This is a genomic window from Pseudoalteromonas sp. APC 3224 (assembly GCF_030407535.1).
Lineage (GTDB): Bacteria > Pseudomonadota > Gammaproteobacteria > Enterobacterales > Alteromonadaceae > Pseudoalteromonas.
The window spans coordinates 68,919-84,195 of sequence record NZ_JASDDF010000017.1 but is presented as its reverse complement, the minus strand read 5'-3'; the positions used below and the strand labels follow the sequence as shown (position 1 = coordinate 84,195).

The window sequence follows — 15,277 nt, the reverse complement described above, 5'->3', positions numbered from 1 at the left end:
AACTACCTAATTAGTTAAATTCTAGTTCTACATTTTGCGCTGCCATCAGCGATAACTTATGAATTAAGTCGTCACTTGGCGTAACACACCATTCGATCCCTAGGGTTAATTGCACCAACGCATCGGGGCGTTGATAATATACCTTGATCGGACACGTTCCCATTTTGTATGGTTCGAGTACTTTTTGTAATTTATCGAAGAAACCAGCCTCGATCTGCACCATATTCAGCGTCATCTTAATCGCTTTTATACGCTTTTCACGCGCCTGAGCAATGGTGTTTATTTCTCTGGCGGTCATTGTAATACCACCAGAGAAGTTATCAAAGCTGACCTGTCCGGATATCACCAAAATATTATTGATTTGCAACATATCTTGGTACATTTCAAACTGTTCTGGAAACAAGCGTACATCAATTCGGGCGCTTTTGTCATCTAAAGTTATCAAGCCCCAGCGATTTCCTTTTTTATTAATTAAGGTTCTCGCGGCAATCACCAAGCCCGCCCCAGTTGAGACTACATCACGGTTAGTGGGCTGCAAATCAATGAGTCGGCCACTAGTATAATGGCCAAGCTCTCGTCGATACTGGTTTATAGGATGGCCAGTTAAATAAAGGCCTAAGGTATCTTTTTCGCCATCAAGCCACTGATTATCTGTAAGTGGTGTGGCTTTAATAAACGCTTGCTCTACTTCATCAGGCTCTGTGGCCAGTAAACCAAACAAATCACTTTGCCCTAACAGCTCAGCTTTGTTGTGTTGATCGGCTGCGCGCATTGCATCTTTTAAACTTGCCAGCAGCGTTGCTCGCCCTGGTTGGTTTTTTTCTGGTCCTAGCTGATCCAATGCACCTGCATAAATTAATTTTTCGGTGACACGTTTATTCAAGCGTTTTAAATCAACACGCGCACAAAAATCAAATAAATCCTTAAATGGGCCACCTTTCGCTCGCGCTTCCAATATGGCATCAACGGGGGCTTCACCCACGCCTTTAATTGCTCCTATACCGTAAACAACTTCACCTTGAAGATTAACAGTAAACTTGTATTCACCAGCGTTTACATCGGGCGGTAACAAAGTGAGTTTCATGTTTTCACACTCATCCACCAGCGTTACTATTTTGTCGGTGTTATCCATATCGGCCGACATTACCGCAGCCATAAACTCGGCCGGATAATGGGTTTTCATCCACAGCGTTTGATACGATACCAATGCATAAGCTGCTGAGTGAGATTTGTTAAAACCATAACCCGCGAACTTTTCAACCAAGTCGAATATTTTTATTGCAAGCTCGCCATCAATGCCATTATTACGCGCGCCCTCTTCAAAGGTTGAGCGCTGTTTTGCCATTTCTTCGGGCTTTTTCTTACCCATGGCACGACGTAACATATCGGCGCCGCCTAGTGTATAACCGGCCAGCACCTGCGCTATTTGCATAACTTGTTCTTGATATAAAATAATGCCGTAAGTCGGCTCAAGAATCGGCTTTAAACTTTCGTGTTGATACTGCGCATCGGGGTATGAAATTTCTTCCCTGCCGAGCTTTCGGTCGATAAAGTTATCTACCATGCCTGATTGCAGTGGACCTGGGCGGAACAAAGCAACTAGGGCTATCATATCTTCGAAGCAATCGGGCTTTAATCGGCGTACTAGGTCTTTCATGCCGCGTGATTCTAGCTGGAATACTGCAGTGGTTTCAGCGCGCAGCAGTAGTTCTATACTTTTTTTATCATCCAGTGGAATGGTGTTGATATCAACCGGCTGCTTGCCTTCACGCTTTAAGCGTTCATTGGTCATATCCACTGCCCACTGCAAGATGGTCAGTGTACGTAAGCCTAAAAAGTCAAACTTAACCAAACCGGCGGTTTCTACATCGTTTTTATCAAACTGAGTAACCGGAAACTTGCCTTCATCATCACAATAAAGCGCAGCAAAATCGGTAATTGTGGTCGGCGATATTACAACGCCCCCAGCGTGTTTACCGGCATTACGGGTACACCCCTCAAGAATACGACACATGTCGATTAAGTCTTTAACTTCTTCATCGCCGTCGTAGGCTTCTTGCAAACGAGGTTCAACTTCAAACGCTTTGGCCAAGGTCATTCCCGGATCGCCCGGAATAAGCTTAGAAATACGATCAACAAATCCATACGGATGACCAAGTACCCGGCCTACATCGCGTATAACCGCTTTGGCCGCCATAGTACCAAAGGTAATAATTTGCGATACCGCATCACGGCCATACAAGGCCGATACGTGATCAATTACTTCATCACGTCTATCCATACAAAAATCGACGTCAAAGTCGGGCATAGAAACACGTTCTGGATTCAAGAAGCGCTCGAAGAGTAAATCGAACTCTAGTGGATCAAGGTCGGTAATTTTAAGCGCATAAGCTACTAAGGAGCCCGCACCTGAACCACGCCCTGGACCTACTGGAATATTGTTATCTTTACTCCACTGAATAAATTCCATTACGATCAAGAAGTAACCAGGAAATCCCATTTGGTTAATTACATCGAGCTCTATCTTTAAACGCTCATCGTATTCGCCGCGTTTTTCTTGGCGTTCTTGCTCATCAGGAAATAAAAATTGCAGTCGTTCTTCAAGTCCATCTTGTGAGACTTTAACCAAAAACTCATCAATTTTTAATGAGCCTGTAGGGTAATCTGGTAGGAAATACTCACCTAATTGAACGGTTACATTACAGCGCTTTGCGATTTCTACGGTATTTTGTAACGCCTCTGGAATATCACTAAATAGCTCTGCCATTTGCTCTGGCGTTTTTAGGTATTGCTCTTGTGAAAAACGCTTTGGTCGGCGTTTATCATCTAGGGTATAACCATCAAAAATAGCCACCCGAATTTCATGGGCTTCAAAGTTTTCTGGCTTTAAAAATACCACTTCATTGGTAGCCACCACTGGCAGTTGCTCTGTGGTTGCAAGCTCCACTGCCATATGCAAATAATTTTCTTCTTGAGCACGGTTGGTGCGAATAAGCTCAATATAATAATGATCGCTAAAGTGCTGCTTATAAAAGCTTACCACCGACTCAACAATAGCGGGGTTGCCTTTTATTAATGCTTTTCCTAAATCGCCATCTTTAGCACCCGAGAGTATGATGAGCCCCTCTTTTAAATCAACTAACCATTCACGGTCAATAACTGGACGATGAAACACATGACCACGTTGGTAAGCTTTAGAAATCAATAAAGTAATATTTTTATAGCCAGTATTATCTTTAGCTAATAACGTTATTCGGCTTGGCTCATCAGGAAACTCAGGACTACGTACCCAAAAATCAGCACCAACAAGTGGCTTGATACCTGCGTTATGCGCTGCGCCATAAAAACGCACTAAACCACAAAAGTTCATTTGATCGGTAATTGCCAGCGCTGGCATTTCAAGCTCTTGTGCTTTAGCGACTATTGGTTTGGTTTTTGCCAAACCATCAACCATCGAAAAGTCTGAGTGCACTCGTAAGTGAACAAAATCAGGAGCTGGCATAATTACTCCTTACCCGAAAGCGCAAGCACACGCTGCACCGGTTTAAAGCTCTTACGATGCTCATCTATAGCGCCGTATTGCTCAAGCGCTGCAAAGTGTGCTTTGGTCGGATACCCCTTATGCCCTGCAAACCCATATTGTGGATAGCGCGCATCAAGTTCAATCATTTCATCATCACGAGCCACTTTTGCTAAAATAGATGCGGCTGATATTTCAGCGACTAAGCTATCACCTTTAACCACCGCTTGGGCGGGCATAGCTAATTCAGGTAGGCGATTACCATCTACAAACACAAATTCAGGCACTGTGCTAAGTGCTTCCACTGCGCGACTCATGGCAAGCATAGTGGCTTGTAATATATTTAGCTCATCTATTTCGCTTGGACTACAACGGCCAATGGCGTAACACAGTGCTTTTTCTTTTATTTCAGTGGCTAATAATTGACGTTTTTTATCCGTTAATTTTTTAGAATCGGCAAGGCCTGCGATTGGCTTATTGGGATTTAAAATAACAGCGGCAGTAACCACGTCGCCCACCAGCGGCCCACGACCCACTTCATCTACACCGGCAATTAGGGTTACATTAGGTCGTTCAATTTGCATTTATTAACTCCGCCACTGCATTTGCAGCTTGTTTACTTGCATCTAATCTAATTTTTTCATGTATGGCTAAAAAGCGGGCTTTTAATTCTTTATTGTCACTATTTAGCATAGGGGTAAGTGCTGCTGTCAAATTAGCGACATTACATTCGCTTTGCAAAAACTCTGGCACTAACTCTTCGTCTGCTAATAAATTAGGTAACGAAAAATATTTAATATTAAAGGTAAATAAGGTTTTAAAAATCCAATAACTCATGGGTTTAATTTTATAACCAACCACCATTGGTTTTTTATATAGCATGCCCTCAAGCGTTGCCGTACCTGATGCCAGTAATATGGCATCGGCGGCTTGCATGGCTAAATTTGATTGGCCGTCTAGTAAGTTAACATTAAGTGAGGGCGCTGTGGCATTTAAAATAGCAATAAACTGCGCTTTGCGCTTTTCGTTCACCAGTGGCACAACGACTTTAAGCGCTGGGTTCTGCGTTTGTAACTGCGCCGCTGTTTTTATGTAAGTTTCACTTAACAGGCCCACTTCTGAGCCCCGGCTCCCGGGTAATAACGCTAACACCTTGTCATCAGCACTTAAGCCTAGTTGGCTACGGGCTTGGCTATCGTCGTGTTCAAGTGCAATGTCGTCGGCTAATGTGTGGCCTACAAAAGTACAAGGTACTTGGTGCTTGTCGTAAAATTCTTTCTCAAAAGGTAATAAAGCCAATACTAAGTTAGTGGCTGCACTTATAGTGTGAATGCGTTTTTCACGCCACGCCCACACTGAAGGGCTAACGTATTGCACAGTTTTAATACCCGCATCTTTTAACGGTTTTTCTACACGTAAATTAAAATCGGGCGCATCAATGCCTATAAAGACATCAGGAGGATTATCAATAAAGTGCTGCACAAGTTGTTTGCGAATTTTTAGCAAGCGCGGTAAACGGCCAAGGACTTCAACCAACCCCATAACCGACAGTTCATCCATATCAAACAGCGTTTTGCAGCCTTGAGCTTGCATTTTAGGACCTGCAATACCTTCAAAAATTGCATCAGGAAAATGCGCTTTAAGTGCTTTTATGAGCCCTTCACCTAAAATATCGCCCGACAGTTCACCTGCCACAATACCAATTCGTAGTTGTTTTTTATCTTTTTTCATTTGCTATTTTTTCACAAGTAAACCCGGCGTTCATACCGATTAGTTTACCGTGTTTTAAGGCTAGGTTAAACGCTTAAAACGCACCACCTTTTTCTAGCTTACTCTTAATTGATGATTGCGTATTTTATAGACTGATGTAATGTCATAGTATATTAAAGTTTTCTAATATACATATTGACAAAAATTGTACAAACACTAATAATGACGCAAACTTTCAGAAGTTACTGAAAGTTTATTAAAATATTAACAATTGCTTTGTGCTGTCACTGCATCACAACCAAAGGAGCCAAAAATGATAGATGAAACCTTTGTGGATCTATCGCGATTACAGTTTGCTGTCACCGCTCTATTTCATTTTTTATTTGTGCCGTTAACAATCGGTATGACCTGGATTTTAGTTATTATGGAATCGGTATATGTTATGACCGGTCGCGAGATTTATCGCGATATGACTAAGTTTTGGGGCAAGTTATTTGGTATTAACTTTGCTATTGGTGTGGCTACCGGCCTCACCATGGAATTTGAGTTTGGTACTAACTGGTCGTATTACTCTCATTATGTGGGTGATGTATTTGGTGCACCACTGGCTATTGAAGGCTTAATGGCCTTCTTTTTAGAATCAACCTTTGTGGGGATGTTCTTTTTAGGTTGGGACAGGCTCTCTAAACGCCAGCATTTAGGAGTAACATTTTTAATGGCGCTGGGCACTAATATGTCTGCGCTATGGATTTTAGTTGCTAATGCGTGGATGCAAAACCCAGTCGGGGCAGAGTTTAACTATCAAACCATGCGTATGGAAATGACTAGTTTTGCAGAGCTAGTATTTAACCCTGTAGCGCAAGTTAAGTTTATTCATACTGTGTCTGCAGGTTATGTTGCGGCGTCTATGTTTGTGCTTGGGATTAGTAGCTGGTACATATTAAAAGGACGTGATTTGGCATTTGCTAAACGTTCGTTCTCGGTGGCATCAGGCTTTGGTTTAGCCTCTATTTTATGTGTTATTTTACTCGGTGATGAATCTGGCTACGAAGTCGGTGAAGTACAAAAAGTAAAACTCGCGACCATTGAAGCTGAATGGCATACCGAAGAAGCCCCCGCAGCTTTTACCATGCTGGGTATTCCTGACTCTGAAGAGCAAGTAACTCATGCTGCGGTTAAAATTCCTTACGCATTAGGTATTATTGCAACGCGCTCACTTGATGAACAAGTGATTGGTATTTCAGATCTTGAGAAAAAACACGAGAAGCGTATTCGCAATGGCATGATTGCTTATGAATATCTAGAAAAACTTCGCGCAGGTGACGATACCCCTGAAAATATCGAAAAGTTTGATAACGTGAAAGATGATTTAGGCTATGGCTTATTACTTAAACGTTATACCCCTAATGTAGCAGATGCCAGTGAGGCACAAATACAACAAGCCGTTAAAGACTCCTTCCCTAAAGTGGGTCCTATGTTTTGGTCATTTAGGATTATGGTTGGCTGTGGCGTGATCATGCTTGGCGTATTTATCCTTGCTTTTTATTACAACGCCCATCGTATTATTGAACAAAAACGTTGGTTGTTGTGGGCCGCAGTATTAAGCATTCCTCTGCCTTGGATTGCCATCGAGTTTGGTTGGATTGTGGCTGAATATGGCCGCCAGCCATGGGCAATTTCTGAAGTGTTACCGACCTTTTTAGCAACGTCATCCCTGACGGTTAATGATATTTTAATTAGCTTAACTGGTTTTATTGTTTTCTATACTGGACTGGCGATTGTTGAAGCATGGTTAATGATTAAATTTATTAAGCAAGGACCAAGCTCCCTTCATACCGGTAAGTACCATTTTGAATTACCTGATCACAGCTCGGCTGCTAAAGGAGAACTATCATGATTTTTGATTATGAAACATTAAAAATGCTCTGGTGGTTAATTATTGGTGTGCTGTTAATTGGTTTTGCCATTACCGATGGTATGGATATGGGCGTTGCCATGTTACTACGCTTAGTCGGCAAAACAGATTCTGAACGCCGTACCGTTATTAACACTATTGGCGCCCATTGGGATGGTAACCAAGTATGGTTTATAACCGCAGGTGGCGCTTTATTTGCAGCATGGCCTATGGTGTATGCAGCAGCATTTTCTGGTTTTTACTTTGCCATGATGCTGGTGTTATTTGCATTATTTTTTAGACCTTTAGGCTTTGATTATCGCTCTAAGGTTGACTCTAAACGCTGGCGTAATAACTGGGACTGGGGCTTATTTGCCGGCAGTGCCATACCTGCCCTAGTATTTGGTGTAGCGTTTGGTAACTTGTTTTTAGGCGTGCCGTTTCATATCGATAATTTATTAAGAGTCAGTTATCAAGGGTCGTTTTTTGCTTTACTTAATCCGTTTGCGCTCATTGCCGGCTTGGTTAGTATTACTATGTTAGTGGCACATGCGGGCATGTGGTTACAACTGCGAACCGCTGATCAAGTTGCTGAGCGCTCAGGACAATATGGTCGCTACTCATTACTTGCCTTTATAGTGTTATTTGCGGCAGCTGGTGTGTGGGTTGCCAACCTAACGGGCTATCAAATTGCCTCTATGGGTGACACCCAAGGCCATGCAGATCCACTAGCTAAAGTAGTTACCACTGCTCAAGGCGCATGGCTTAATAACTACAGTGAGCGTCCATGGACAATGACCTTCCCTATTTTGGCATTTGCGATGGCACTGTGTGCACTCCTGTTTTCTAAATTGAATAAGCCCGCTTTGGGATTATTAGCAACCAGTGTGATGTTAATTGGGGTGATTATGACTGCGGGCGTATCGTTATTTCCGTTTATTATGCCTTCAAGCAATAACCCTGATATTAGCTTAACAATTTGGGATGCGGTATCGAGCCACAGAACACTCAATGTTATGTTCATTGCTGTGGTTATATTTGTGCCACTCATTTTAGCCTACACCACCTGGTGTTATGTGAAAATGTGGCGCAGAGTGACCGTTGATGAAATTGAAAATAACCCTCACGGCAGTTATTAAGGAGACTAAGTTATGTGGTATTTCGCGTGGATTTTAGGTGTACTGCTTGCTTGTACCTTAGGCGTTATAAACGTGATGTGGTATGAATTTCATCAAAATAAAAACAGCATTGCTGATGATGAACAAGCCACCCATGATTTATTAAACGAGCATAATACAAATCACAATGACGACTAATCCCCGACCAAATCGCGCGCAGCAACAACCCCTGCGCGCTTTTTTAAAACAGCAGAGTAAACCGGCGGCAATGTGGTTAAAGCTAAGCATTGCACTTGGAACAGTTAATGCGATTTTAATGATTGCAGGCGCTTACTTACTCGCGCAAACCATTCATGAGGTGATGTTTGAAGGGCATAGTTTAGCCCAAGTAACCCACTATTTATGGCCTTTAGCGGGTATTATTTTACTGCGCGCCATTTTCTTAGCGTTAAGTGAGCGCTTGAGCGCATTTGCTACCCTTAAAATTAAATCGGCTATTCGCCAAACCTTACTCGATAAACTCACACAACTCGGCCCAAGTTATATAGAGCAACATGGCCAAGGTGCAACACTTAACACGCTGCATAATGGTGTTGAGGCACTGCATGACTACTATGCAAAGTACTTACCTGGGGTTGCCTACAGTGCGCTTATTCCCATTGCAATATTAGTGGTTATATTTCCGACCGATTATAAAGCAGGACTGATATTTTTATTAACTGCACCACTTATTCCATTTTTTATGATTTTAGTTGGCCACAAAGCCGAGGCACTTAATCAAAAACGTTGGCAACAACTGGCAGTGTTAGGTAACTACTTTTTTGATCGCGTACAAGGGCTTACTCAACTAAAATTATTTAATGCCACACGCAAAGAGCTTAAACAAATCGCGCGTATTTCCGATGACTTTAGACACGCAACGCTGAACGTGTTAAAAATTGCTTTTTTATCCTCTTTTGCTCTGGAGTTTTTAGCCACAATTAGTGTGGCACTGGTAGCGGTAATTATTGGCTTTAGATTATTTTTTGGTACCCTAGATTTTGCTACTGGCTTTGTAGTGCTGTTACTAGCACCTGAATTTTATTTACCCCTTCGCCAATTAGGCAGCCATTACCATGCACGCCTGCAGGGAATTAGTGCTGCGGCAGATATGTTGATTATTTTAAATGCACCACTGCCCGAAAATGATGATAGCCACACAGCAAAGATCAATGGTAATGCTAGTAGAACTATAAGCATCCATGAGCTCAACTTTAGTTACCCTAATAGCAATGAGGGAATAAATAATATTAATTTAACCCTGCCAAGCACAGGACTAGTAGCCATTGTCGGAGCTAGCGGCTCAGGTAAGAGCACCCTACTTGATTGCATGCTTGGTTTTCACCCAGAAGTAATACAACATATATCTATTGACCAACAACCATTGACGACCGCGGATATAAGCCAATTACAACAAAACATTGCATGGATCCCACAAAAGCCAACCTTATTTTACGACACCCTAGCCGCCAACATAAAATTAGGTAACCCAGACGCTTCATATGAAGCACTTGTAGATGCTGCAGAGCAGGCAGGTGCGCTGGAATTTATTAACGAGCTACCCGATGGCTTTAACACCTTAATAGGTGAGCAAGGTGAAGGGCTATCTGGCGGGCAAAAACAGCGTATAGCATTAGCTCGTGCATTTTTAAAACACGCCCCTATTTTAATGCTCGATGAGCCAACCGCTCATTTAGATAGTCAAACCGAGCAACTCATTCAAAACGCTATTGCTGAATATGCAAAAAACCACTTGGTGATCACCATCGCACATCGCTTAAATACAGTAAAAAATGCTAAGCAACTTATCGTTATGGAAAACGGCTGTATCGTTCAACAAGGCGATTTTAAAGCGCTCAGCCAGCAATCTGGCGAATTTGCAAAGCTACTGCAAACAGCAGAACAAGGGGTAACTAATGGCTAATTTTATTCGTTTACTCAAATTGTGCCGCCCTCATTATAAAGCGATGCTTTTGGGGACGTTTCTAGCGTCACTCACGGTGCTAGCTAATGTAGGCTTACTCGCTATTTCAGGCTGGTTTTTAGCTTCTATGGCAGCCGCAGGAATTGCCGGCGTCCATATGAACTACTTTACCCCAGCTGGCACCATCCGCTTTTTAGCGATTGTGCGCACCGCCTCACGTTACGCTGAACGCTTAGTTACTCACAACGCCACATTTTTATTGTTAAGTGAAATACGAGTAAACATGTTCGCCACTCTCAGCAAGCTCAATAACCTTGATTTAGCTATGAGCCGCAGTGCCGATTTAGTTAATCGCTTGCAAAACGATGTAGACGCATTAGATAAGTTTTATTTAAATGTGTTGCTGCCGATGTTAGTAGCTTTACTGACTGTGCCTATTATTATGCTGTTTATGTCAGCCTACAATGTAAATGTCGCCCTTATTTGTTTTGTTGGGATTATTATTATTGGGGTGATTATACCGGCAATATTAAGTAAGCAATTAGATAAAAATAGTCACCAAGAAACCTTACTTAGTGCACAACTTAGAGCAGAGCTATCAGACACCCTTACGGGCCTTAGAGAACTAAATATTTATCAAGCTCGAAACCAACAACTCACTAAGTGTGATCTGTTAAGTGAGCAGTATAATCAGCAATTATTTATTCGTCATAAGGCTCTTGGCAACGCTGATGGCTTAAGCTTACTCATAGTGCAATTAGCTATGCTTTCCAGCATTGTTACTATTGTGCCGCTAGTGTTTAGCGGTGCTATGGTCAATGTAGAGCTGGCGATGTTGAGCCTGTTTGTGCTTGCCAGCTTTGAAAGCGTATTGTTACTGCCTAACGCCTTTATTGAGCTTCCTTATGTACTAAAAGCAGCTGAGCGACTCTTTATTCTTGAAGACAAAACGCTTAGCACAAACAATGTATCAACCACAGATATTGAGCTATTAAATAAGCACTGGGCTTTGTCGTTAAATAATGTCAGCTATCACTATGGCCAAAAGCAGGCATTAAATAATGTGAGTTTTGAGCTCCCCGCGAAGCAAAAAGTGGCTATTGTTGGTAGAAGCGGCAGTGGTAAAACTACCTTAGTGAATTTGCTCAGTAGTTTATGGCCACTGCAGCAAGGAACAATAAACTTACAAAGCGACAAAGAAATCATAAGCCTGCATGATTTAAATAATGAGAGTCGTGCAAAGACATTAAATATTTTAGCTCAGCAGCATCATATTTTTGATGGCACATTAAGCGAAAACCTTGCTTATGCAGCTCCCGATGCAACCTCGCAACAAATGATAGCAGCATTAACACAGGCAGAACTTGGTGGTTGGTTCTCTGAGCTCAAACAAGGGCTGAAAACCCGTTTAGGTACCGGCGGGCGAAATGTGTCTCAAGGTCAATCAAGACGTATAGCCTTGGCACAGGCCCTGCTGCAAAAACCCGCCATTTTAGTACTCGATGAACCGACTGAAGGGCTCGATAATATCTCTAAACAAGCTGTTATGAACAGTGTTTTACAACTGAAAGAGCACGCCAGTGTATTAACAATTACTCATGATCCAGCGTTGTTATCGCAAATGGATAGTGTCATCTGGTTAGATAGCGGACAAATCATCGCTCAAGGTTCACATCAACAATTGCTCAATGAACACCCTGACTATGTGGCGTTAACAACCCGCTTTTAGCCCTTAGCAGTATTACTTATTCTCAATAACGGTGACCGATACATCAATAACGCCGACTTTAGGGTCGGCTATTTTTTTAAACATCGCCTTAGATAAATCTATAATTCGCCCCCGAATATAAGGACCCCTGTCGTTAATTCTCACCACCACTGACTTATTATTAGCAATATTAGTAACGTTTACTCGTGTACCAAACGGGAGCTTTAAGTGAGCAGCTGTTGCCGCTTGTTGACTAAATCGCTCGCCACTGGCAGTAAGTCGGCCGTGGTACTTATCAGCATAAAATGATGCTTTACCTTGCTCTGCAACATCACGTTGTTGATTATTTATATTACCTGGCGCAGTACTACAGGCGGCCAAAATCACCGACAGTACTGAAAGCAATACTAACTTTATTAGTTTCATTCTTTATACTTTATTGAAAAATGTAGAGGGAGTGTAATAGGACGATACTGAGTAGAGACTGAATTATTAATCAGCTAATAAAAAACCACCTTGATTGCTCAAAGGTGGTTTTTTATATCTATTAAAATGCTCTGTATTAACGCACGATACCGCGTTCTGAGCTTTTAACGAAATCAATCATCAATTGCACTGCTGGAAACTTTGCAGCATCTTCAGCAAGTAATTCAATCGCTTCATCAACACCTAAGCTCTTGCGGTAAAACGCTTTATAAGCGCGGCGTACTGCCATGATTTCATCACTTTCAAAACCACGGCGTTTCATGCCTTCAGTATTGATTGCTGCAGGGCCTGCTGGCATACCAATGGTGGTAACGAATGGAGGTACGTCTTTGTTTACCCCCGAATACATACCAACAAATGCATGCGCACCAATTTTACAAAATTGATGAACACCTGAGTTACCCGCTAAAATAACCCAATCACCAACATGAACGTGACCCGCTACACTGGCATTATTTGCAAAAATAACGTTATCGCCAATTACCGCATCGTGTGCAACGTGGGTGTAAGCCATAAATAAGTTATTGCTGCCTATTTTGGTAACACCTTCATCTTGAATTGTACCGCGGTGGATAGTCGCACATTCACGAATCACATTATTGTCGCCAATAATTAAACTGGTTGGTTCGTTGTTATATTTTTTGTCTTGGCAGGCTTCGCCCACAGAGGCAAACTGAAAAATATGGTTACCAGAGCCAATAGTAGCAGGCCCTTTAACAACAACGTGAGACTCAATAATGCAGTCATCACCAATAACAACATCATTACCGATGTAACTATATGGTCCAACTGACACATTGTTACCAAGTTTTGCACCCGGTTCGATTATTGCCGTAGCATGGATCACAATTAAAACTCTCTTCTAGCACACATGATTTCGGCGCTACACACTGTTTTGCCGTCAACTTTAGCTTCAGCCGCAAATTTCCATATGTTACGACGCTCTTTTAAAAACTTAACATGAAGATGCATGGTATCACCTGGCACAACTGGCTGCTTAAAACGCGCGTTGTCTACAGCTGCAAATAGGTAAAGTTCATTTTCGCTACGATTTTCAACCGTTTTAAACCCTAATAGACCCGTTGCTTGCGCCATTGACTCTAATATTAGCACACCAGGAAAAATCGGCTGATTTGGGAAGTGGCCAGTAAAAATAGGTTCATTAATCGATACATTTTTAATTGCATGCAATGATTCACCTGGGGTGAAATCGATTACACGATCAATTAGTAGCATCGGGTAACGGTGCGGTAATAAACTTAAAATTTCTTGAATATCAAGGCTATTTAATTCGTTTGCCAAAATAGCATCCTTTTTAGTGTTCAACGATCATGACTTGTTCAATGCTTCAAGCGCTTTTAGACGTGATTTCATGTCTGAAAGGTTGCGCAAATGAGCAATTGATTTTCGCCATTCTTTGTTAGTCGTATGAGGCATACCAGATGAGTAAATACCTGGTTCGGTGATTGATTTGGTCACCATACTCATGCCGGTAATTATAACACCATCACACACAGACATGTGACCGTTAATTGCGCTCATGCCGCCAATCTGGCAATTTTTACCTATGGTGACACTGCCTGCAAGTACAGTACAACCGGCAATAGCGGTGCCTGAGTTAACTTCAACGTTGTGTGCTATTTGACACTGGTTATCAATAATAACGTTACTGTGGATAATAGTATCATCAAGCGCACCACGATCTATCGTGGTACTTGCGCCAATTTCTACTTTATCGCCAATGATCACAGAGCCTAATTGTGGAATTTTAAGCCACTGACCACGTTCATTTGCATAGCCAAAGCCATCACTACCAATGACAGTGTTAGCTTGCAATAAACAATCTGCGCCAATCTCAACATCATGATAAATGCTCACACTTGGCCAAAGTTTGGTGCCTGAGCCTATTTTAGCACGTTCACCAATAAAACTGTTCGGACCAATTTGTGCGTTATCACCAATTACAGCATCAGCTTCAATTACAACATTAGCACCAATGGCTGCACTTTTGCTCACTTGTGCACTGGCATGTATTACCGCACTCGGGTGTATACCACTATTTGCACTACGAGGTGTAGTATCCATAAACTGAGCGAGTTTGGCATAACAAACATAAGGATTGGCAACGATGATTTTATTGCCTGAAAAGTAAGGCGCATCGTCAGGGCTGAGTATCACCGCACTGGCCTTTGTTGTCTCAAGCTGAGATCGATATTTCTTGTTCGCTAAAAATGCAATATGCCCAGTATGGGCATTTGCAAGTGTCGCTATTTTTTTAATTTCTAAAGCGCCATCACCTTGAAGCTCGGCGCCTAGAAGTTCCGCAATTTGCGAAAGCGTATAATTTTGCATAGATTAATTATTTCTTACTTACAGCTGTTACTACTTTTTCAGAAAGATCAGTTACTTCTTTAGGATTAAAGTAAATAGTTGTGTCTTTTACTTTAACTTCGTCGAAGTCACCTTTTTTAGCAATCTCTTGGATAGTTTCAATGATTAAAGTCTGAACTTTAGCCAACTCCTGATTTTGACGTGCTTTAATTTCTTGCTCTAACGGACGGCCCTTTTCAGCAAGGTTTTTTTGCATACCCTGAATTTTATCACGTAATGCGTCTTTTTGATCTTGACTCATTGTGGTGCTTTCACGCTTAAACTTTTCAGCTTCAAAGCGAATATCGCCCTGTAACTTTTCAAGCTCTTGACGACGCTCAGCAAATTCAGTTTGTAAAGACTGTTCGATTTTAGCCATTTGTGGAAGCTGCTTGTAGATTTCTTGCATATCTACAATACCCACTTTATGAGCAAAAGCATTAACTGATGTACCCATCATAAGTGTAGCTAAAACGGCAACTGCTGTTGATTTGAATAATTTTTTCAC

13 protein-coding genes are annotated in these 15,277 nt (G+C 41.9%); 5 read left to right on the top strand and 8 right to left on the bottom strand.

Annotation, left to right across the window (positions count from 1 at the left end; translation table 11 throughout):
* Nucleotides 1-10: 10 nt before the first annotated feature.
* The 3 genes from dnaE to lpxB are packed head-to-tail and all read right to left on the bottom strand — an operon-like array spanning nt 11 to nt 5,251.
* Entirely contained in the window at nt 11-3,502 is a 3,492-nt protein-coding gene (dnaE, locus tag QL989_RS09970) for a DNA polymerase III subunit alpha (protein ID WP_290170181.1), read from the bottom strand.
* A gap of 2 nt (nt 3,503-3,504) precedes the next feature.
* Nucleotides 3,505-4,104 carry a ribonuclease HII gene (gene rnhB, locus QL989_RS09965; protein ID WP_290170179.1) on the bottom strand — a complete coding sequence of 200 codons (600 nt, stop codon included), beginning with the start codon at nt 4,102-4,104 and terminating at the stop codon, nt 3,505-3,507.
* On the bottom strand, nt 4,094-5,251 hold the full coding sequence (gene lpxB / locus QL989_RS09960; RefSeq protein ID WP_290170177.1) for a lipid-A-disaccharide synthase: 1,158 nt from the start codon (nt 5,249-5,251) through the stop codon (nt 4,094-4,096). The genes rnhB and lpxB overlap by 11 nt, the downstream gene beginning before the upstream one ends.
* Nucleotides 5,252-5,543: 292 nt before the next feature.
* On the opposite strand from lpxB, the gene QL989_RS09955 reads away from it, so the two are divergent.
* The 5 genes from QL989_RS09955 to cydC are packed head-to-tail and all read left to right on the top strand — an operon-like array spanning nt 5,544 to nt 11,934.
* Entirely contained in the window at nt 5,544-7,127 is a 1,584-nt protein-coding gene (locus QL989_RS09955; protein ID WP_010388142.1) for a cytochrome ubiquinol oxidase subunit I, read from the top strand.
* Nucleotides 7,124-8,263 carry a cytochrome d ubiquinol oxidase subunit II gene (gene cydB / locus QL989_RS09950; protein WP_131691336.1) on the top strand — a complete coding sequence of 380 codons (1,140 nt, stop codon included), beginning with the start codon at nt 7,124-7,126 and terminating at the stop codon, nt 8,261-8,263. The genes QL989_RS09955 and cydB overlap by 4 nt, the downstream gene beginning before the upstream one ends.
* Nucleotides 8,264-8,275: 12 nt before the next feature.
* Complete coding sequence (gene cydX / locus QL989_RS09945; RefSeq protein ID WP_008110965.1) at nt 8,276-8,440, top strand: cytochrome bd-I oxidase subunit CydX; 165 nt, start codon at nt 8,276-8,278, stop codon at nt 8,438-8,440.
* The gene (gene cydD, locus QL989_RS09940; protein WP_290170171.1) at nt 8,430-10,205 is read left to right on the top strand and encodes a thiol reductant ABC exporter subunit CydD; all 1,776 of its coding nucleotides are present in this window, start codon (nt 8,430-8,432) and stop codon (nt 10,203-10,205) included. Before cydX ends, cydD begins: the two co-directional genes overlap by 11 nt.
* The gene (cydC, locus tag QL989_RS09935; RefSeq protein WP_290170168.1) at nt 10,198-11,934 is read left to right on the top strand and encodes a thiol reductant ABC exporter subunit CydC; all 1,737 of its coding nucleotides are present in this window, start codon (nt 10,198-10,200) and stop codon (nt 11,932-11,934) included. The genes cydD and cydC overlap by 8 nt, the downstream gene beginning before the upstream one ends.
* Before the next feature lie 12 nt (nt 11,935-11,946).
* Here the strand turns inward: cydC and QL989_RS09930 are convergent, their stop codons facing one another.
* From QL989_RS09930 to QL989_RS09910, 5 genes are all read right to left on the bottom strand, one after another.
* Nucleotides 11,947-12,339 (bottom strand): septal ring lytic transglycosylase RlpA family protein, encoded by a 393-nt coding sequence (locus tag QL989_RS09930; RefSeq protein WP_198523476.1) that lies wholly within the window; start codon nt 12,337-12,339, stop codon nt 11,947-11,949.
* Nucleotides 12,340-12,475: 136 nt separating this feature from the next.
* Nucleotides 12,476-13,246, bottom strand: coding sequence for an acyl-ACP--UDP-N-acetylglucosamine O-acyltransferase (lpxA, locus tag QL989_RS09925; protein WP_008110972.1), 771 nt, complete (start codon nt 13,244-13,246; stop codon nt 12,476-12,478).
* 2 nt (nt 13,247-13,248) lie between these two features.
* The gene (gene fabZ / locus QL989_RS09920) at nt 13,249-13,701 is read right to left on the bottom strand and encodes a 3-hydroxyacyl-ACP dehydratase FabZ (protein ID WP_008110974.1); all 453 of its coding nucleotides are present in this window, start codon (nt 13,699-13,701) and stop codon (nt 13,249-13,251) included.
* 27 nt (nt 13,702-13,728) lie between these two features.
* Nucleotides 13,729-14,751, bottom strand: a complete 1,023-nt coding sequence (gene lpxD, locus QL989_RS09915) for a UDP-3-O-(3-hydroxymyristoyl)glucosamine N-acyltransferase (protein WP_075169617.1) — start codon at nt 14,749-14,751, stop codon at nt 13,729-13,731.
* A gap of 7 nt (nt 14,752-14,758) precedes the next feature.
* Complete coding sequence (locus QL989_RS09910; RefSeq protein WP_010388129.1) at nt 14,759-15,277, bottom strand: OmpH family outer membrane protein; 519 nt, start codon at nt 15,275-15,277, stop codon at nt 14,759-14,761.